A 20,925-nucleotide genomic window follows, 5' to 3' on the forward strand; every position below is an offset into this window, starting at 1 on the left:
CACGTGAAACAAGAACTCGCTATACAGGCCAGAAGCATAAGTAAAACCTTTCATATCTCTGAAGATAGCCACAATACGGTGAAGCATCGTTTATTCAACCTGTTTAATCCTCCCCGCAGGAAAAAGGTTGAAGCGCTTAAACAGATGGACTTCGACATATATAAAGGTGAATGTATAGGCCTTTTAGGAAGGAATGGTTGTGGTAAATCAACACTGGTTAGGTTGCTTGCAGGCGTATACCCCTGTGATACAGGTAACATTAATATCTACGGCAGTACCTTATTGATGAACCTGGGCGTAGGTATGAGCCACCAGCTTACAGCTCGTGAAAACATCTATGTTTCCGCATCTGTGCTGGGCATGAAGATCAAGGACATTGACAATATATTTGATAAGATAGTAGAGTTTGCAGAGCTGCAGGATTTTGTAGACACTAAGATCAAATACTTTTCATCGGGTATGGTGGCACGACTGGGCTTTTCAATTGCCGTGAACGCCGGCGCCGATATTATGTTCCTGGATGAAATATTTGCCGTAGGCGATATGAAATTCCAGGAAAAGGCCATCAGGGTATTTGAGTCGAGCTGGATAGCTGGAAAAACGGTTATCCTGGTGAGCCATACCATGGAAACCATACAGAAGTATTGCAACAGAGCCGCATTTATGAAAAATGGCAGCCTCGTGTATTTTGGCGAAACACAAAAAGCAATTGAGCTGTACGTACAGGACAATGCCTAACCAGCCATATCGATTGCACGTATAAATATTTTCATTTTCATGGACCCAGCAAAAGGTATAAGCATTGTAACACCGTTCTTTAATCAATCCGAAGTCTTTTGGGAAACTTATAATGCTGTTATCAATCAAACATACAGCAATTGGGAATGGGTTATTGTTAACGATGGAAGTGTTAATACGACCTCTCTTGAAATACTGGAAAAAGTAAGCAGCTTAAATAAAAAGATCAGAATAGCTTCCCTGCCCAATAATATGGGCTTACCCGCCGCCAGGAACAAAGGGGTACAGGAAGCTTTTTTTGATTTTATCTTTTTTCTGGATTCAGACGATCTTATTGAGCCCGATTACCTTGAAAAAGCCTGGTTAACGCTTCAACTTAACCCCGAATTTACCTTTGTAAATTCATGGTCAACCGGTTTTGGCGCTAAAAATTATAACTGGCAGGCAGGCCTTGATAAAAAAGAAGCTTTTTTACAGCAGAACTGGGTGGCTTTTGCAGGTCTTTTTCGTAAAAAATTATTTACCCACCTTCAATTTAATGAAGCCCGAAGGAACGGTCTGGAAGATTGGGAATTCTGGTTACAGGCTGCCAATTCCGGATATTGGGGTTACACCATACCCGAATATTTATTTCATTACCGCATACACGATAACCAACATAATAAATGGGAAAATTGGGATAATGGCCGTATGCAGAAAAAGATCAAAAGCGATCTTCAAACTAAATACGCCTCCTTAAAAAAACAATTCCCGAATCCCCAAAAGCGCATATATACCGAAGTACCTGCGATGGATGTGCTCATGAATAGCATAGCTCCGGAGCATAACAAAAAAACGGTGCTTATTGTACTGCCCTGGCTCGAACTGGGCGGCGTAGAACGCTTTACGTTGAATTACATGGCCACACTGGCCTCTGTGTTCGACTTTATACTGATTACCACCAATGCGGGCACACACAGCCATGAAGCTGAATTTAAAAAATATTCCCGCCAAATCTATCATTTTGCAGCACTGGCCGACGGCACTGCCTATCCTATACTTTGGAATTATGTAATAAAAACCTGGCAGATCAACTTACTGGTTATTTCTCATTCTCTGCCAGCTTACTACATTTTACCCTGGCTAAAGGCATCCCATGCCCAATTGGCCATTATCGACATCATGCACCTGGTAGAGGAAAACTGGAAGGCAGGCGGTTATCCTAAAATTGCAGTTGACTATACTGCCGCTATCGATAAACATGTAGTGGCCAGTAACCAGATCCATCGGTTTATGACTTCCCGCGGCGTACCGACTGATAAACTGGAGACCATTTATATTAACGTAGATACCAAAAATATCCGCCCTGTTGAAGAAACTGTTAGGCCCGCCAGAAAGAAGGCCTTTTTCAAGCTTCAATCAGCTGATCAGTTGGTATTGCTTTTTTCGGGCAGACTTACTGAGCAAAAAAATGCCTTGTTGTTGCCGGATATTGCCGCGACCCTCGCCAAAAAGGGCGTTCAATTTATACTGGCTATTGCCGGCGACGGCCCTGAAAAGGACCTGCTGGAAGAAAAAATATATCAAAAAAGGCTACAACACCATTTCAGATTTTTGGGTTCATTGTCTTATACTGCCAACATTGAAGCCATACAAATGGCCGATATTTTAGTATTGCCATCAGCCTGGGAAGGCATTGCTACTGTTTTGTATGAAGCCATGGCCGTAAGCACACCCGTAGTAGCAACCGCTGTAGGCGGCCAGCAGGAATTGATTGAACCCGGTACCGGGATCATATTACCGTTTACAGGCAATAATATCCAGTTTATTGAAACTTTTGCCGCCAACGTTGAATCCCTGGCCAATGACGCTGCATTAAGAAAGAGAATGGCTGAAGCAGCCAGAAAACGGGTAGCGGAACACTTTGACATCTCCCTTACACACAACAGCCTGCAATTATCTTTTGAAAAGCTTCTTACCCCGCGTGCGCCTCTAACCACCACATTATCGCAAGCAGAATCTATTGAAAACTATTATCAAAACATTAGTAGCTGGAAGCAGGAACAATCACTACCTTCCGGCCCCGATTGGAAACAACGGCGGGTCATTAAAATAATAAAGCGATTTTATAAAGTATTTACCCGTAAAAGACCGTTACAGTACTTATGGACCAGAGGAAAAAAAAGTATTGGTTAATTACTACCGAATATCCCCCCATGTATGGTGGTGGCATTGGCACCTATTGCTATCATACTGCAAAAATGTTACAACAGCAGGATTGGGATGTCACTGTATTTGTGCCCAGCCAGTATTCAGATACCAATAAGATCACTACTACCAATGGGATCAGAATAGTTGAATTTTCGCGGTATAAAACCAAAGTGGAAGCATTCCTGGGTCCTGAAACATCCCTGGCTTTTGAATTTGCCAATGTAATCAGGGAATTTATGGAGACGGAGGGTTTACCCGATATACTTGAATCGCAGGAATATGCAGGCATTGCCTATTACATTCTGCAGTTTAAGCACCTGAACTATCCGCTTTTCAATCAACTTAAAGTGGTGCTTACTTTACACGCACCCTCCTTCTTATATTATGAGTATAACAGGGTACCGGCCATGCAGCTACCCTATTTCTGGATTGGACAAATGGAACGCTGGTGTATTATGGCTGCCGATAAATTAAATGCACCAAGTGCATTTATAGTTCATGCAATAAAGCCATTTATTCCTGACTTACCGGAAGTAACAGTAGTTCCCCTGCCATTTGAGCAATCGCAGAAAACGCAACTGGATAATACAACAAACCCGCGCGATAACTGGTTCTTTTTTGGAAAGCTTACACCCCAGAAAGGAATTGTGCCCTTATTAAAAGGCTTCAGAGAGTTATGGCTTGCCGGTTGGAAGAAACCATTGTTCCTGATCGGAGGCGGAAACCATTATTACCATCCCGAACGCATGGATATGCAGGAATGGGTAAATAAAAAATATGGTAATGAAATTAAGGCAGGTAAACTTATACAACTAGGCAGCCTGTCGCCTGCACAATGGAAAGAAAAAACCCGGAACGGTGCCGTAATATTAATTCCAAGCATCGGGGATAATTATCCATATACCGTTATTGAATCGTTGATCAATGGGAATATTGTACTGGCATCGAAACAAGGCGGCCAAACCGAAATTCTGGTAAATAAACAGAATGGATTTTTATTCGACCACAACGAAGAAAACAGCCTGGAAAAACAGGTCCATGTTATTAATGATCTGCCCATTGAGCAGATCCGCGAGATCAGGATAAACGCGATTAAATCGGTTGAAGAAAGACATAATTACCAAAACGTATATGCACAAAAACTGAAAGTAATTGAAAGTGCAGCAGCCTTACACCATGCTAACCGGCCATTCCCATTTGTTACCCAAAGCAATACGCCCCAATACCAAATTACAGAAACCGGCAAAAAAGATCTGCTCTCTATAGTGGTTCCTTTTTATAATATGGGCGCCTATGTAAATGAAACTTTAGAATCTATATATAGCTCAGACTATAAAAACATTGAGGTAATTGTTGTCAATGATGGCTCTAATGACCAGGGAAGTATTGAAGTATTGAAAACACTGCAGAATAAATACCAATTTACCCTGGTTGAACAAACTAATAAAGGGCTATCTGCAGCAAGAAATAAAGGTGTGCAACATGCCAGTGGTGAGTTTCTGGCCTTTTTAGACCCTGATGACACGGTACAGCCCACCTATTTCAGTAAAGCCATAAACATTTTACAAAGCAAACAAAACGTATTCTTCGTAGGCTGCTGGGCACAATACTTTGAAAGATCAACCGGTAGCTGGCCCGCTTTTATACCCGAGCCACCTTACCTGTTGTATCATAATATGATCAACAGCAGCGCGCTCATTTATAAAAAGATTGCCTTCACGAAAAATGGCTGGAATGATGCTGCATTGGAATATGGGGTCGAAGACTGGGAAAGCGTAATAAATTTGGTAAAGAACGGGTGGAGAGGAGTGGTTATACCAGAAAAACTATGGAATTACCGGATCCGGCAAACATCGATGGTCCGCAATTTTACCCGTGAAAAACTGTTATTCTCATACCGTTATATAGCCGAAAAACATGCAGCGTTCTATGCGCTCCACGCCGTCGATTTAACCGGCCTGCTCAATGCCAATGGACCAGGGTATAAAATTGATAATCCAACTTTTGGTACAGACGAGCATATTCCCTTTAACAATAACAGGCTTATTAAAAAGGCAATTAATTATATCAAGAAGAAACCGGCGTTAAGAAAAAGAGCATTATATATTCTCTCCAAAATAAAGAAATAACATCTTAAACAACGTTAGCTACAGGTTTCCTGTAGCTAACAATAAGGGCGACAAAGAAGGCAAACATCATGTTGCCCATGCTGCGGTCGAAATAGGTTTCAGGAATAAATGCCAGCATAAAGGCCGCAATCACGAATACGCCGAAATAGTCCCTTGTTCGAATACACTGGCGCAAGGGTTCAAATAAAAAACCCCAAAGGAATAATAGTAACCCAAAAAATCCGAAAGACACCAGTACATCGAGGTAGTTGTTGTGTATGTTGCGGCGACTTTTATAAGCTATTTCAAAATGCTTAGCTTTATACACACCCACCATTTGTTCAACTTTATCACCTACCTGCACACCAAAAACCGGGTGTTGCTTTACCAGTTCCCAGCCACAACTCCAAACTGCCAGCCGCAAATTGGCGCCATTCCACTGATCAGGGGTAATATTCATGTTCATATGACGCTCCTCTCCCTTACTGGAATATACATATTTGGTATTGGTCAATTCGCGAAAGCGGCTCCAGGTTTTTGGGAAAACGATAACCAACAATGCCATCGCAGCTACAATGCCAGCTCCCACCAAACCCAACAGCTTCAGTTTTCTTTTCTGAACAATCCACCAAACCGCCACACAAACAATGCTGCCAAATAAGGTAATAATAGAAATACGGCTGGCCATAAAAAATATCGATACCACCAGCATGCACAGGCTGGTAAACACCAATCCTTTTTTTGCGACCAAGGCTGATTTAATGTAAAGCAGGTACCCAAAACTAAAAATGGCCACATTTACCAGCAACGCCACATATATCGATTGCTTATCGATCGAATAGGTGAGATTGTCGTTATACAACATGGTAATATCATTAGTAGCAATACCTGCTACAATGGCCCAGATAAAACAAAATAAGATCGTGATGGTAGTTATAACTGCGTAAGCAAACAGGATCCTTTCTTTAAGCACCTGCCTTATATACACAAAGCCAAAAGCAACAGGGAACACGAATAAAGGCATGCGGATCACCGTCCAGGAAAAACCTTCGGCCACATCTTTAGAACAAAGGGAACTTACAATATGCAGCAAATAAAAAGCAGCCATGGCCCACACCTCTTTGCGCTGGCGCAACAAACTTAATTTTTCACGAAATGAACCATATATAAAAAAGCTGTATAACGAAAGAAGGACCAACGCCACCACATTTACAGAGGGCATATGGGACGGATAAAAGGTGACAAGGAAAATTACCACTAACACATATAATAATTTATCCTTTATAGTCAGTAAGCCAGCCTGATCATCCAACAAAAAGAGGGAACGCATATGGGGTATATCTCCTTTACGGGCAAAAATACAGTTACCCGGTTACTTACAGAATTCTAGTCCTCCATTTAACGAATTCATTTTGCCTATGTTGCCCGTGGTTGCCGGTAAAATAATAATATTCACAGGCAACTCAACGTCAATTTGGTACGAATAATAAGGAAAGGGTGTCATGAAAATCGCAGTTATCACCAGGTCAACATTATACACGGTAAAAGGCGGAGATACCTTTCAGATCATCAATACTGCCCGGCAATTAAAAAGCCTGGGTATTGATGTGGACATTAAATTAACCAATCAACCAGTTCAATATCAACAATACGACCTGCTGCATTTTTTCAATATTGTGCGGCCAGCCGATATCGTATGCCACATTAATCAGTCTAAAAAGCCTTTTGTAGTATCGCCCAACCTGGTGAATTACCACGAGTACGATCGTTTATACCGCAAAGGCCTGGCGGGCAAAATGTTCCGCTTTTTACCCCGAAACAGTATAGAATATATAAAAACAATAGCCCGATGGATGCAGGGCAATGATGTACTGGCAACCAGGTCGTATTTATGGCATGGGCACAAACAAAGCATAAAAAAAATTCTGCAACAGGCTGCCCGTATTTTACCCAACTCAAAAATGGAGTACGACCAGCTGGCAGAATTTGCCACTCCCCTGCCTGATTATTCCCTTATCCCCAATGGCATTGACCCGGCCATATTTTCCGGGAGTAGCCAAATACCTAAAGATCCCGATCTGGTATTGTGTGTGGCTAGAATTGAAGGGCTCAAGAACCAGTTGAACCTGATCAAAGCATTGAACAATACAAGGTACCGGCTTGTGGTAATTGGAAATCCGGCCCCTAACCAGGTCAATTATTACGAGGAATGCCGTAAACAGGCCGCCTCCAATATTTCTTTTATAAACCATTTGCCTCAGGAAGACCTGAGAAACTGGTATCAGAAAGCCGCCATACACGTTCTTCCCAGTTGGTTCGAAACCTGCGGCCTTTCTACCCTTGAAGCAGCCGCAATGGGCTGCCGCGTAGTGATCACCGACAAGGGTTATACCCGGGAATATTTTGGGAACGAAGCTGCTTATTGCGACCCGGCATCGCCACAAAGCATGCTGGCAGCGGTAGAACAGGTAGCCAGTTCCTCTGGCACCGATGTGCTCCAAAAAAAAATATTTGAACAATATACCTGGCAGCAGGCAGCCAGTAAAACAGCTGTCGCCTACAAACAAGTATTACAATAATGACATTACGGATAGGCATATTAGGGACCAGAGGCATTCCCAATAATTACGGGGGGTTTGAGCAATTTGCAGAATACCTGTCAACAGGCCTGGTGCAAAAAGGGCATGAAGTGTTTGTTTACAACTCACACAATCACCCCTATACCGGAAACACCTGGAAAAACGTTCAGCTTATTCGTTGCTATGACCCCGAATTTCATCTGGGTAGTTTCGGGCAATTCATTTACGACCTCAACTGCATCCTGGATGCAAGACGCCGAAACTTCGATGTGATCCTGATGTTGGGTTTTACCAGCAGCTCTGCCTGGGGTTGGTTCTATCCACAACAAAGCACACTCATCTTCAATATGGACGGGCTTGAATGGAAACGCACCAAATATTCAAAACCAGTACAGCAATTTTTAAGATTGGCCGAAAAACTGGCCGTCCGGTTTAGTCATTACCATATAGCCGATTCGGTTGTTATACAATCGTATTTAAAGAATAAATATGCCATTTCAAGTGAGCACATTCCTTATGGCGCCGAAATACATTACAATGAAGAAGAAACCCTGTTACAGGAATTTGGTGTTAAAAAATATGAGTACTTTATTTTGATGGCCCGCATGGCGGCGGAGAACAATATTGAAATGATACTGGATGGCTTTTACGCCAGCAACAGCCGCTATAAATTTTTGGTAATAGGTTCTGTTGAAAATAAACTGGGACGGTACCTGGTAAAGAAATTCAAACACGATAACAGGATCGTATTTACAGGAGGCATATACAACGATCCACAAAAGATCCACTCACTTAAAACATTTTCTACCCTGTATTTTCATGGCCATAGCGTGGGAGGTACCAACCCCTCCCTGCTGGAAGCCATGGCCAGCCGGTCGTTGATAGCAGCGCATGACAACCTGTTTAACCGGGCCATATTACAACAGGATGCCTATTATTTCTCTTCCTTTAACGAAGTAAAAGAAGTGATAGAAAACACCCATCGTAATGGCCACGAATCGGCTTTGATCAATAACAACCTTAAAAAAATAAAGGAGCAGTTTAACTGGAATAACGTGATCAGCAAGTACGAAACCTTTTTACAAAGATGTGTCAGGGAGAAAGTAAGTAGAGAACTTAAAAGAGATGCACCTATAAAAGTAGAGGGTTCGCAATACTAAGCCCATTATCCATTGCCTATTGCCCATTGCCTTTTACAACATCATACTCCTTAAACACCGGCACGAACGCCATTATCCAGATAACATATTCTGCAATATTGGTAATAAAACTACCCGTGAACTGATAAATAAACACAAACACGAATAACAGCAGGCAGAAATAGTTTCGCCAAACTTTGGTATATACAAACAGTATGCATTCTGTTAATATGCGAAGGGAAAAACCTACCCAGCCAAAAATGGCCAGTGTTTCAGCAGCTGCATTGGGAATGGCCACCCGCGTAGTTTCGAGCCCATAGCCATAAAAATCCCGGATCAGCTCAAACCCAAGTATTTTTATTTGACCCGGCCCAATTCCCCACCAGTAACTTTTCTGTGCCAGCAATTGATCAGCCAGCCAAAAGGCTTCAAAGGTCCTTCCCTTACCCGAAGGGTCTTTACCAGTAATTACATTGGCGAGACGCACAAAAAGAATATTCTCAGGAAAGAAAATAAACCCGGCCACTAACCCCATTATGGCAATTACCCCCGTTACCCCCACCAGGTTCAGGAACCGCTTATTACGAACGATCTTTTTATAGTGCAGTATAATTGTAATAAGAATAGCCATTACAATAGCGCTGAGAACCCCTAAAGAAAAAGATAAGATCAACGGCAGCAACAACATTACTATCAACAACCAGCTGTTGATGGTATTCCTGTAAAAAAGTAATTGTAACAGAAAAAAGAAAAACAAAGGCGTGAACAACAGCGCATAATAGGAAGGCTCATAAGTGAGCAGACTTAATCGCCAGAAATCTTCTATTCCGGTTGTCAGAAATTGCTTCATCCAGAAAACCGGCGCAAGCGGCGTAAAAAATAGCGGTATTGCAACCAGGCTACAAATAAAATTGATGATAAGCAGTGGTTGAAAGAGCCTGCCGGGATGCTCACATTTAATAAAGAAAGTATAAGCAGCCTGGCAAAAAATATACACCAGCACTATGTTCAACAGGGAAATAAAATAACTGTTCTCATCTACCCCCAGCGCAAGATGGATCAAAACTATTGGAATTAGTACTACTAAAAAGGGCCACAACACTTCCTGCTTACGGGTCATCAGCATCCAGAGATACAAAAGCGGGCTTAACAACGCGGTATAGGTTAATCCAAATGGCAAGCCCAGTGAATTAATAAAAAAGTAAATAAATATAACCGGAAAGAATTTATTAATTCGCATGCCGTTGGAGTATAGATTTATTGACTCTGGCACTAACATAGCCTGATAGTTTATTGATAAAAAGTTCCCTGTTAAAACCCACTGTTATAAACAGTTCCGTCAGTAATACGCTGATGGCCGTACCCACCGGTCCCCATACCTGAACCAGCAAAAAATTACAGATCACGTTCAACAGGGTCCCCCAGGTTAACACCCGCAGATAACTCTTTTTATGGTTAGCGGCCATTAATAATTGGCTGGCCGGAATATGCAGACAAACGATTATGGGCCCCAGGCAAAACAATCGCAACAGCAATACTGCATTTCCGCTATTGCTTCCTAGAAAGAATGAAATAATAAAAGCTGAAAAGCTGAACAACAACACACAAGCCAACAACATTAATAATAAAAAAGGAACATACACCGATCTGAAAAACGGACGGGTAGCCTCTTTTCCTTTTTGCAACAGCTGGCAAAGAGGCGGATAAATAACCTGAGAAAACATGACCGGCACCTGACGGGTAGCCAGAAATACTTTTTCCGCTACGCTGTAATAACCAGTTATCAGATCGTTGGTGAACAGCCGTAATATGAAAACGTTTATGCTCAAAAAAGTATTTATTGAGATATTGGAAAGCATTACAGGCCATCCTTCTTTCAGTTCATTAACAATATCACGCCACATGGGTCGAACCATCGGCAGTTTATATAACCAGAGCGCCTGAAAGATGCTCGAAATGCCAGCCACTACACTGCCTGCACCCATAAACAAAATAAAGAACCGGTAATCTGAACGCTGCCTTATGAATGCAAACACCAGCGCCACAAATAACAACCGCGCCAGCAGGGTGTAAATAGTAATGTATTTCATTTTCTCAACCCCCTGAAAAAACCAACTCACCAGCAACGATTGCCCCAGCACCCAGGTGAAACCAAACAGGTATAACTGGAAATGTGATTTAAAGAAAGGAACAAGTGAAATGAGTAACAACAACACGGCGAACAACCCCAGACAGATCACCATTTTGGCAGCCAGCACGGTAAAAAAAAGCCGGGCGTTCCTTGTAATATCATCCCGGTGCAACGCCAGCGCACGGGTGGCGGTTAAATTGAACCCATAATCAGAAACAGTACAAAAGATCAGCAGTACTACCTGGGCCACCGCAACAATCCCATAGCCATCGGCCCCAATCCGTTTAATAACGAACGGCATTACCAGTACCGGCAGCAAAAAATTGGTTCCCTGCAAAATGCCCAGGGCTAAAAAATTCGAAAATATACGGCTGCGTCTGCTGTGGCTTTCCTCCATAATAATTAATTCAGAATATACTAAATGTCAAATTATAACAATTAACGCAACCCTTATATATAATTTTCCGTACTGATGTTTCATGAAACAGGTTAAATTGATACCAGCCCCTGCAGACGATCTAGACATCTCGGCACTCCTTCTCCAGGCCATTTCTTTTCTCAGGCAGTACGGAAAATTATTACTTATAGTTGCTTTATTGGGTTTGCTGGCCGGGTTTGCCCGCTATTTAAAAACCCCCAACCTGTACACCTCTTCCCTGGTGCTGCAACCAAAAATATTGTCTGAACCCGAACAAATAGCAGTCATCAACAACTGGTGCACGCTGTTACAAAAAAAGGAACGGCCCGTATTGGCCAAACAATTTAACGTAGCTATACCCCTGTTAAAAAAAGTAGAATCAATTACTGTCGAAGAATTACAAAAATCGTATGATCCCAAGAATTTTACCGCCTTCAAGGTCAGTGTAGTGGTACGCGACACCGCCATTTTACGCCCCTTACAAAAAGGGATGATCTATGCCCTTGAAAACAGTGAATACATTAAAGATAAACTGGTAAGCCGGAAAAAGATCCTGGGTTCCATGACACAAACTGTTCAATATGAAATTACCCGCCTGAATAATCTGCAACAGATGGTTGAAACCAGTATTCAACAACCTGGCAATACGGGCAGTCGTGTTATGTTGAATGTGTCTAACATCAGCGCACAAATAGCTGATCTGCAGGAAAAAAAATTGAACTATGAAGAAGAACTTTCTTTTTTATCGGCAGTAAATGTGTTACAAAATTTTTATACACCTGTCCATCCAACCTTTCCGGTATTGTTAAAACAATTGACTTTGGGACTTTGCGGTGGCTTGTTCCTGGGTATGCTTGTAAGTTTTTATTTACATTACAGAAGAAAAATGGCGAACTAAGCTGATGCCCAAAAACAACCTGATCAATAACCTGCTCTACCTGTTCTACCTGGGTTTCCTGGTAACCGTGGTGGCAGCGTTCAGGGCTTATAGCAGTATAGCCATCGGATTGATCTTAATTACTTCGTTTCTTTACAATAAAACCAACACGGGCTCCTGGTTCAATAAAGCCCTGCGCAATCCGTTTGTGTTAGGTTGCAGCGGCTTTTTTTTGTTGCAGATAATTCCACTGGCCTATACTGATAATATTTCCGATAGCCTAAACCATATACAGGTAAAAAGCGCCCTGCTGTTTATACCGGTATGCTTTTTTTGTTGTCAGTTTATCAATAAAACAAGGTTCCATTCTTTGATGAAGGCCTATGTTTTTATTCTGGTCATTTTGCTTACCTGGTGTTTGGGAATAAGTTTTATCAAATACCAGTTCCATCACGCCCCCGTATACGTTTTCTTTTACCACCAGTTGTTAAGCAATCTGGGGCACCATGCCATTCAGTTTTCCATACTCGTTTTTGCAGGGCTTATCTTTCTCCTTCAGGAAACTACAGTTGAACGGTATATAGTGAACAAGGGAGCCCATTTCATACTAATGGTATTTCTTATTGGGGGACTGTTTTTGTTATCGTCAAAACTGGTGATCAGTTTTACGTTGGTCAGCCTGGCATATTATACTTTTATTTCGCTGAAAAGAAATTTCAATACCCGTTACACCATTGCTATAGTGGCATTGGTGGGCATTACTACCAGTAGTCTTATCTTGTTTACAAAGAACCCTATCAGCTATCGCTTTAACGACATCATGCGCAATAACATGATCGTTATGGAGCAATCAACCTTCGATAAGGGATTTTATTTCAACGGCGTACAATTCCGCTTGCTGCAATGGCGGTTTGTAAAAGAAATTATGCAGGAGCACAACGCCTGGATCATGGGCGTAACTCCTGCCGGTGCGCAGCCCTTATTGAACCAGAAATATTTGCAGACAAACATGTATGCAGGCAGGCCTGGTACCCCCGATCATGGGTACCAGGGTTACAATACCCATAACCAGTGGCTGGAGTCATTTTTACAAACTGGCTTTATTGGACTACTCCTCTTTTTCGTCATTTGTTTCTCCCTGGTAACTATGGCTGTTCGGGAAAAAAGCCGGCTCTTGTGGCCTATCGTACTGTTGGTGATCGCTTATTCTTTTAGTGAATCAGTCTTTGAAACACAATACGGACTGATCGTTTTCCTTTTTTTACCGTTGTTTTTTTACTTTGGTGGTAAATCATATGAAAAACAATAAGTTAAAAAACTCATACAGCTGTTTCACAAACAGTATGCTGGTAACTCAATTGTACTAATCCCGGTTTTACCTGCACTCTTCGCTGATAGCAGGCGCATTAAAGCAGATTTATATAAATTGTATATTAATTCCCCTGCTCTGGACAAACATTCCCGATGATTAACTGTTAATTGCAATTATGAAGATTTTATTAACGTATTTAAAACCATACAGATGGCTGGTAGTTTTAACGCTTTTTCTGGCAGCCATAAACACCGCTTTTTCCTTATTCGATCCCATTATATTAGGGAAATTGGTTCGGCTTGCCGGTACCTACCTTAACACCCCAAAAGGTCAAAGACCTGGTTCGGAATGGTTCACTGCCACTACGCCCTATTACGGTGTGATCTGGTTGTTATCAGCTTCCATTGGTGTGGCCATGGTGAGCAGGATAGCCAAAAACTTCCAGGATTATTTCCTGAACGTGATCATTCAAAAGTTTGGCGCCAAAGTATTTACCGATGGTTTAAAACACGCCATGCGCCTCCCCTATCAGGAATTTGAAGACCAACGCAGCGGAGAAACGCTGAGCGTGCTTACCAAGGTGCGGGCAGATACAGAAAAGTTCATGAATTATTTCATCAACATTATGTTTGGTGTATTGGTAAGCGTAACCTTTGTTATGGTGTATGCTTCTATCTGGATCAGTTGGTACATCGCCGTTGCTTATGTTGCAGGGATCTTTCTATTGGCCACCATTACCAACCTGCTTAGTAAAAAAATAAAAACCATCCAGAAGACCATCGTGTCACAAACAACTGCCCTGGCTGGCTCTACCACGGAATCGCTTCGTAACATAGAATTGGTTAAAAGTTTGGGACTTACCAACCAGGAAGTGACCCGGTTGAATAAAAACACCTACAAAATCCTCGGCCTGGAGCTTACCAAAGTAAAACGCGTGCGCAGCATCAGCTTTGTACAGGGGACTTTTGTGAACACATTGCGTCAGGTGATCCTGTTTATTTTAATGTGGCTGATCTTCCACGACAAAATGGATTTTGGGCAATTGGTTACCATGCAGATTTTCTCATTCTTTGTATTTGGTCCTTTGCAGGAGATCAGCAACATCATTATCAGCTATCGCGAAGCAGAAGCTTCTTTGAACAACTTCCATAACCTGATGCAAAAAGTACCCGAGCGTCAACCTGAACATCCCAAACACCTCGGCGATGTTCAAACGCTTGACTTCAATACGGTGGGCTTTAAACACCTTACGGCGCAATCACGCGCCATCGATGACATCAGCTTCTCGGCCAAAGCCGGGGAAACAATTGCGTTTGTTGGGCCTTCCGGTTCAGGTAAAACTACCCTCATGAAGTTGCTGGTTGGTTTATACCGCCCGCAGCAGGGAAAGATCCTGTACAATGGCATCGACGAAAACGACATCGATTATGAAGACCTGCGTAAACAGATCGGTTTTGTAACCCAGGACACCCAATTGTTCGCAGGCACTATTAAAGAAAACCTGTTGTTTGTAAATACCTCGGCTTCCGACGATGACCTGATGGATGTGCTGAAAAAAGCCTCCTGTATGAATTTGCTGTCCCGTGCCGAAAAAGGCCTCGATACCATGATCGGCGAAGGCGGGCTGAAACTATCCGGTGGTGAAAAGCAACGACTGTCAATTGCCCGCGCCCTTTTACGCAAACCACGGTTGTTGATCTTTGATGAAGCCACTTCAGCGCTCGATTCGCTGACAGAAGAAGAGATCACCAACACCATAAAAGATGTTTCTTCCAAACGCAATCAGATCACGATCATGATCGCCCACCGGTTGTCGACCATTATGCATGCCGACCGCATTTATGTGCTCGAAAAAGGCGATATAGTGGAAACAGGCAGTCATGAAAGCCTGCTCGAGGAAAAGGGTTTATATTATGCCATGTGGAGACAGCAGATCGGAGAACGGAAAAAACTGGTTGCTACAGCTTCTTAAAGCGCACATAGGTTCTGAGTTCAATTAGGTATTGGGTTATTAAGTTCCTGAGGGAAGTACTGCGAAAAGTGCTCCCGAACTAAGAGCTTAATAACCCAATTACTTTTAATAACTAAAGCAGGTGCCACTAATTTTGTAAATTCGCGGTTCATCAATTGAGACCACATAATGCCTACGTCCAAACCCAACTACCTATGGAGCATGTTAACCATGAAATGCCCCCGTTGCCGCCGGGGACCTATGTTCAGGAACAACAATCCCTGGAATTTGAAAAAAGTGTTCGACATGCCTACGCATTGCCCCGAATGTGGCCAGCAATATGAAATGGAAGTAGGCTTTTGGTACGGTACCGCCTACGTAAGTTATGCTTTATCGGTGGCGCTGTCTGTCAGCACATTTGTTGCCTGGTGGGTACTCATAGGTATGTCAACAAAAGACAACCGGTTCTTTTGGTGGTTAGGTATCAATATCTTTTTACTTATATTTTTACAACCCTGGTTAATGCGCCTGAGTCGCGTTATCTATCTCTACTTTTTTGTTCGCTACGATCCTAATTACAAAAGCACCAAAGCAAAGACATTCGATTATGAAACGGGGTCTTACTATGATGAGGAGGGCAGTAGGCAATAGGCAATGGGCAATGGGCAATGGGCAATGGGCAATGGGCAATGTCCGACTAATAGCCAAACTCGCTTCCGGCAAACGTGAAACGTGAAAACTGCAACGCGGCAGTCGGCTGAATTCAGAAAGAAAACTGCATACTCGCCTACGGCTCGGCGCCCATATCGGCCCTATCAACCGTATTAACGCGATCAACGTCCCTCAATACCTGGCGTCCCGCAACTTCCTATCATATGGCGCCCCGCCTCAGGGGGGTGTTCAATCAATATTATCCATATTAACCTTCCCCCTCGTCAACTGATCAACTGATCAACTCTTCTTCCATATCAACCCTTTCAACATCCTACCACCTATTTCAATTCCTTTATCACCCCTTTCAACTATATCAACCCTATCAGCCCTCTTCCCCCTCGTCAACTGATCAACTGGTCAACTCCAGGAATTATATGTAAAAGCGGGGGAAACTACACACTAGGTGCGTTTTAGCAGAACATTAGCCCCTAGATTTGTAAGCGCTCAACTTATTACATAAAGAAATTTACGCACATGAAGAAACGCTTCCCGTTGTTATGGATGTTGCCCTTATCCTTATTCGCTCAACAAAAAAATGTGGTGCAGTATGTAAACCCGCTTATTGGTACGCAACGCATGGGACATACCTTTCCCGGCGCTACCGTTCCATTTGGCATGGTGCAGCTAAGCCCCGATACCGATACCATTCCCTATGAAATGAACGGGAAATACAATCCCGACGTATACAAATATTGCGCTGGTTACCAATATGACGATAAAACCATTGTAGGCTTTAGCCATACACATTTCAGCGGCACTGGCCACAGCGACCTGGGTGATTTCCTGGTAATGCCTACCGTTGGCGCGCTGCAGTTGAACCCCGGCGTGGCCACCGATACAAAGACCGGTTTTCGCTCAGCTTTTTCTCATGCTAACGAAAAAGCAGAGGCTGGCTATTATAAAGTAAAGCTTGACGACGACAATATCACTGCGGAACTCACCGCAACTACCAGGACCGGGTTCCATCAATACACATTCCCCAAAACAAACGACGCACACATCATCCTCGACCTGATGCATGGCATTTACAATTACGAGGATAAAAATGCCTGGACTTATGTACGGGTAGAAAACGACACGTTGGTTACCGGTTACCGCCAAACGGCTGGCTGGGCCCGTACCCGAACCGTTTATTTTGCCATGACCTTTTCAAAACCATTTAAAGAATATGGATGTAAGGACTTCAGCAAAAAACAGGTGTATCGCGGGTTCTGGGGAAAATTCAATCAATCCAAAAACTTTCCCGATCTGGCGGGCAGACAACTGCGGATGTTCTTCAACTTTAATACAGAAGAAGGTGAGAAAATTAAAGTAAAGATGGCGCTTTCTTCAGTAAGCACCGAAGGCGCAATATTAAACCTGAGAACAGAAGCCCCTACCTGGGATTTTGAACAAACAAAAGCCGCGGCACAAGCCGCCTGGAATACAGAACTGGCAAAAATTACGGTGGAAGCGGCCGAGAGCGAGAAACAGAATTTTTATACAGCTATGTACCACGCATTTCTGGGCCCTACCGTATATATGGATGTTGATCGCAAATACAAAGGGCTCGATCAGAATGTGCATACCGCTGCCAATTTTACCAACTATACCACCTTTTCATTGTGGGATACCTACAGGGCGCTGCACCCCTTTTTCAACATTATACAACCGACACGCAATGGTGATATGGTGAACAGTATGCTGGCTCATTACGACCAAAGTGTCTTGAAGATGCTGCCCATCTGGAGTCATTACAGCAACGATAACTGGTGCATGAGCGGTTACCACAGCGTATCGGTTATTGCCGACGCCATCTTAAAAGGTAATACCTCTTTCAATGCAGCACATGCACTGGAAGCCTGCGTAACAACAGCCACCCATAACAATTATGAAGGCATTGGCAGCTATGTGGAGAAAGGTTTCATTCCTGATGAAAAGCTGGGCACCTCTGCTTCCACAACCCTTGAATATGCTTATGACGACTGGTGCATAGCCCAGGCAGCCAACAAACTGGGACGCACAGATATTTATGAAGCATTCAGCAAACGCGCCGGCAATTACAAGAATCTGTTCGATGCATCGGTAGGTTTTATGCGTGCCCGCAAAGAAGATGGCAGCTTTAAAAATGGTTTTGATGCATTGAGCACACACGGCCAGGGTTTTATTGAAGGCAATACCTGGAACTACAGCTTTTTCGTTCCTCAGGACCCCGAAGGTTTGATAACCCTGATGGGTGGTAAAAAGCAATTCAGTGCCCGCCTCGATACCCTGTTCACCATGTACCTGCCCGATAAATATTTTGCAGAGACGGAAGATATTACCCGCGATGGCATTATTGGTACTTATGTACATGGCAACGAACCGGCTCACCATGTTGCCTATTTGTACAATTTTGCAGGTCAGCCCTGGAAAACACAGGAACGTGTAAGAATGATCCTGAAGAATCAATATAAACCAGCACCTGATGGCCTGGGTGGTAATGATGACTGTGGCCAAATGAGTGCCTGGTATCTTTTCTCTACGCTGGGCTTTTATCCAGTAGCTCCTGGCGCCGCCCTGTATCAGCTAGGCAGTCCTGCTATCAACAAAGCGGTTTTACAACTCGAAAATAACAACACGTTTACTGTGGAGGCCATTAACCAAAGCGATAAAAATGTGTATGTACAAAAGGTTGTATTGAATGGAAAACAACTGGATCAAGCCGTTATTAGTCATGAAGACATTATGAAAGGTGGCACGCTGACCTTCTATATGACGAACAAACCAAAGAAGTAAGAAGAGCTTCAAGTAATAAAATCAAAAAGCCCCGTCTCGGCTCAGCCGAGATCGGGGCTTATTATATGATCAAGGGTTAGTAAGTAATGTTATAAAACGTTAATTTACGGCAATTATTTTATTCAGACAATAGCTGGGAAAGAAAAGTTACTTCTTCAACATCACAGTAAATACAGACCCTACCCCTATTTCACTTTCACAACTAATACGCCCATTGATCTCCTCCACAATTCTTTTTACAATTGAAAGCCCCAATCCATTGGATGTTTCCCCATCAGTTGGCCGCGATGAGATCTTGCTGTATTTCGAGAACAGATAGGGCAGTTCTTCCTTCTCGATACCCACACCTTCGTCACGCACTTTTATACTGATGTGGTCCTGATCATCATGAATGCTCATCCAAACCTTCTTGCCCTGGGTTGTATACTTGATGGCGTTCGATAACAGGTTCTCACAAATACGGCCAACAAGGTAGCGGTCACTTAAAATAAATACTTTTTTACCTGTAGCCTCGGCATGTAACCTGATGTGCTTCTTGTCAGCCATCGGTTTAAAGTTATCAACCATTTCTTCAGCAAAAGCCCGCAGGTCAAATTTTTCAAGCTTCATCTTATGGTTACCAATATCTTCCCGTTCAACATCGAGTATCTGCCTGATGAGGCGTTCGCCATACAACCCAGCCTGAACTATGCGGGCCATGGCTTTTTGCTGTTCGGCCGTTAAGCGATCGGCATCATTCTGTAATACCTGCCCCCATATTTGTATGGTAGCAAAAGGAGTGTTCAGGTCGTGCGACACAATGCTGATGAGCGAGTTCTTCTCATAGTTCAACTCCGATAACTTTTCATTTTGCTGAACAATAAGATTATTGGTTTCCTGTAACCGCCGGTGGGCATTTCTTTTCATTACAAACCCAATAGCTATCAGTATCCCTATAATGGCCAGCGCACCCGCTACCAGGGAAAGCTCCCTTGTTCGAACAGTTTCTTTTTCTATTTTTTCCTGTAACAATTTGTTTTCTGCTTCCCGTTCACTGGCATGAAAGCGCTCCTGCAACGCAGCAATGGACTTATAGGTATCACTATGCAGAATAGCCGTATCGAGTGAATACCACTTTTTTATATACTGATAGGCCTTGTTGTATTTATTCTGGTACTCGTATAATTTGGCAAGTATGGAATAGGAATCAGCCTCCTTGCTTTTTGATTCAAGCCGTTGCGCCAGTTCAAGGGCGCTTTGAGCATATTTGGTAGCAGAGTCAAAATGGTGCTTTTCTATATATATGTCTGCCAGGTTCAACCGGGCAACCCATAACCCACTATAATCCCCATCGTTACTATGCCTCATCAGGTTATGCCAGAAGTAAGGAAGGGCTTCATCATATTTCTTCTCTTTGAAATATAAATTACCCAGGTTATTGTATGTGCTCGATAAACTGACCTTTCCCTGCCGATCCAGGTTTTTACCTAGTTGTACCGCCTTATTCAATAATAAACGTGAACTGTCGTACTGCTTTAGTTGGGTATAAATAACCGCGAGGTTATTATATGTATTAATAAGAGAAGGTATTTTTCCGTCTGCCTCCGACATGCGGGCACATTGCAAATAAAATTCTTTTGCTTTCCCAGGTTCCCGAATGGCAAAATAGGCGATGGCCAGATCACTTAGGGCAGCCATTTCATATTCCGGCGCTTTTATCAACCGGGCAGCCTGTAAGCTTTGCAGGTAATATTCAATGGCTTTTTCGTAGTTATTGCTTAGGTCTTCATAAATACCCTTGAGCCGTAATGACAGCACATTGCCCTTATTGAAATTAAGCTGATTGGCTTCTTTTGAAATGTATTCGGCGTAGTAATGAATGGAGTCTATCTTGTCTTCGGAGAAATCGAGACAGCGGTCATACAAACTTTTTAATTGTGTTGTATCAACCTGAGCAAATGAACAAACGCTTACAATTAAGGCCCCTAGTAAAAAGAAGTATTTCACCAGTATCGACGAATTATACTACCAA

Annotated in this window: 14 protein-coding genes; 10 read left to right on the forward strand and 4 right to left on the reverse strand. The window is 42.9% G+C overall.

Translation table 11 applies throughout. The features are described from left to right. Window positions 1-3 precede the first annotated feature (3 nt). From J7I42_RS02010 to J7I42_RS02020, 3 genes are read left to right on the forward strand one after another with little or no spacing between them, the layout of a single operon-like run. Window positions 4-738: an ABC transporter ATP-binding protein gene (locus J7I42_RS02010; protein ID WP_209137099.1), complete on the forward strand. Its 735-nt coding sequence runs from the start codon at window positions 4-6 to the stop codon at window positions 736-738. Window positions 739-777: 39 nt separating this feature from the next. Continuing rightward, window positions 778-2,913: a glycosyltransferase gene (locus J7I42_RS02015; RefSeq protein ID WP_209137100.1), complete on the forward strand. Its 2,136-nt coding sequence runs from the start codon at window positions 778-780 to the stop codon at window positions 2,911-2,913. Then, window positions 2,883-5,057 carry a glycosyltransferase gene (locus tag J7I42_RS02020; protein ID WP_209137101.1) on the forward strand — a complete coding sequence of 725 codons (2,175 nt, stop codon included), beginning with the start codon at window positions 2,883-2,885 and terminating at the stop codon, window positions 5,055-5,057. Before J7I42_RS02015 ends, J7I42_RS02020 begins: the two co-directional genes overlap by 31 nt. A gap of 4 nt (window positions 5,058-5,061) precedes the next feature. On the opposite strand, the gene J7I42_RS02025 is transcribed toward J7I42_RS02020, so the two are convergent. After that, window positions 5,062-6,366 (reverse strand): O-antigen ligase family protein, encoded by a 1,305-nt coding sequence (locus J7I42_RS02025; protein ID WP_209137102.1) that lies wholly within the window; start codon window positions 6,364-6,366, stop codon window positions 5,062-5,064. Between the two features lie 172 nt (window positions 6,367-6,538). Here J7I42_RS02025 and J7I42_RS02030 point away from each other — a divergent pair, with 172 nt between their 5' ends. Then, window positions 6,539-7,615: a glycosyltransferase family 4 protein gene (locus J7I42_RS02030; protein WP_209137103.1), complete on the forward strand. Its 1,077-nt coding sequence runs from the start codon at window positions 6,539-6,541 to the stop codon at window positions 7,613-7,615. Then, entirely contained in the window at window positions 7,615-8,775 is a 1,161-nt protein-coding gene (locus tag J7I42_RS02035) for a DUF1972 domain-containing protein (RefSeq protein WP_209137104.1), read from the forward strand. Before J7I42_RS02030 ends, J7I42_RS02035 begins: the two co-directional genes overlap by 1 nt. 16 nt (window positions 8,776-8,791) lie before the next feature. Here the strand turns inward: J7I42_RS02035 and J7I42_RS02040 are convergent, their stop codons facing one another. Together J7I42_RS02040 and J7I42_RS02045 are read right to left on the reverse strand one after the other, a co-directional pair. After that, window positions 8,792-9,994 carry a hypothetical protein gene (locus tag J7I42_RS02040; RefSeq protein ID WP_209137105.1) on the reverse strand — a complete coding sequence of 401 codons (1,203 nt, stop codon included), beginning with the start codon at window positions 9,992-9,994 and terminating at the stop codon, window positions 8,792-8,794. After that, complete coding sequence (locus J7I42_RS02045; RefSeq protein WP_209137106.1) at window positions 9,984-11,282, reverse strand: oligosaccharide flippase family protein; 1,299 nt, start codon at window positions 11,280-11,282, stop codon at window positions 9,984-9,986. Before J7I42_RS02045 ends, J7I42_RS02040 begins: the two co-directional genes overlap by 11 nt. An 82-nt stretch (window positions 11,283-11,364) precedes the next feature. On the opposite strand from J7I42_RS02045, the gene J7I42_RS02050 reads away from it, so the two are divergent. The 5 genes from J7I42_RS02050 (at window position 11,365) to J7I42_RS02070 (ending at window position 18,914) form a co-directional block, all read left to right on the forward strand. Next, the gene (locus J7I42_RS02050) at window positions 11,365-12,201 is read left to right on the forward strand and encodes a hypothetical protein (protein ID WP_209137107.1); all 837 of its coding nucleotides are present in this window, start codon (window positions 11,365-11,367) and stop codon (window positions 12,199-12,201) included. A 4-nt stretch (window positions 12,202-12,205) separates the two neighbouring features. Then, window positions 12,206-13,489 (forward strand): O-antigen ligase family protein, encoded by a 1,284-nt coding sequence (locus tag J7I42_RS02055; RefSeq protein ID WP_209137108.1) that lies wholly within the window; start codon window positions 12,206-12,208, stop codon window positions 13,487-13,489. Between the two features lie 178 nt (window positions 13,490-13,667). Then, entirely contained in the window at window positions 13,668-15,464 is a 1,797-nt protein-coding gene (locus J7I42_RS02060; protein ID WP_209137109.1) for an ABC transporter ATP-binding protein, read from the forward strand. Window positions 15,465-15,632: 168 nt separating this feature from the next. Continuing rightward, window positions 15,633-16,094, forward strand: coding sequence for a DUF983 domain-containing protein (locus tag J7I42_RS02065; protein WP_209137110.1), 462 nt, complete (start codon window positions 15,633-15,635; stop codon window positions 16,092-16,094). A gap of 537 nt (window positions 16,095-16,631) precedes the next feature. Then, window positions 16,632-18,914: a GH92 family glycosyl hydrolase gene (locus tag J7I42_RS02070; protein WP_209137111.1), complete on the forward strand. Its 2,283-nt coding sequence runs from the start codon at window positions 16,632-16,634 to the stop codon at window positions 18,912-18,914. Window positions 18,915-19,061: 147 nt separating this feature from the next. On the opposite strand, the gene J7I42_RS02075 is transcribed toward J7I42_RS02070, so the two are convergent. Continuing rightward, on the reverse strand, window positions 19,062-20,900 hold the full coding sequence (locus J7I42_RS02075) for a tetratricopeptide repeat-containing sensor histidine kinase (RefSeq protein WP_209137112.1): 1,839 nt from the start codon (window positions 20,898-20,900) through the stop codon (window positions 19,062-19,064). Window positions 20,901-20,925 lie beyond the last annotated feature (25 nt).

This window comes from Niastella soli (genome assembly GCF_017742245.1).
Taxonomy (GTDB): domain Bacteria; phylum Bacteroidota; class Bacteroidia; order Chitinophagales; family Chitinophagaceae; genus Niastella; species Niastella soli.

Coding starts and splice junctions, on each gene's coding strand:
- J7I42_RS02015 (WP_209137100.1), top strand. CDS start 778: ATGGACCCAGCAAAAGGTATAAGCATTGTAACACCGTTCTTTAATCAA.
- J7I42_RS02020 (WP_209137101.1), top strand. CDS start 2,883: ATGGACCAGAGGAAAAAAAAGTATTGGTTAATTACTACCGAATATCCC.
- J7I42_RS02025 (WP_209137102.1), bottom strand. CDS start 6,366: ATGCGTTCCCTCTTTTTGTTGGATGATCAGGCTGGCTTACTGACTATA.
- J7I42_RS02030 (WP_209137103.1), top strand. CDS start 6,539: ATGAAAATCGCAGTTATCACCAGGTCAACATTATACACGGTAAAAGGC.
- J7I42_RS02035 (WP_209137104.1), top strand. CDS start 7,615: ATGACATTACGGATAGGCATATTAGGGACCAGAGGCATTCCCAATAAT.
- J7I42_RS02040 (WP_209137105.1), bottom strand. CDS start 9,994: ATGCGAATTAATAAATTCTTTCCGGTTATATTTATTTACTTTTTTATT.
- J7I42_RS02045 (WP_209137106.1), bottom strand. CDS start 11,282: ATGGAGGAAAGCCACAGCAGACGCAGCCGTATATTTTCGAATTTTTTA.
- J7I42_RS02050 (WP_209137107.1), top strand. CDS start 11,365: ATGAAACAGGTTAAATTGATACCAGCCCCTGCAGACGATCTAGACATC.
- J7I42_RS02055 (WP_209137108.1), top strand. CDS start 12,206: ATGCCCAAAAACAACCTGATCAATAACCTGCTCTACCTGTTCTACCTG.
- J7I42_RS02060 (WP_209137109.1), top strand. CDS start 13,668: ATGAAGATTTTATTAACGTATTTAAAACCATACAGATGGCTGGTAGTT.
- J7I42_RS02065 (WP_209137110.1), top strand. CDS start 15,633: ATGCCTACGTCCAAACCCAACTACCTATGGAGCATGTTAACCATGAAA.
- J7I42_RS02070 (WP_209137111.1), top strand. CDS start 16,632: ATGAAGAAACGCTTCCCGTTGTTATGGATGTTGCCCTTATCCTTATTC.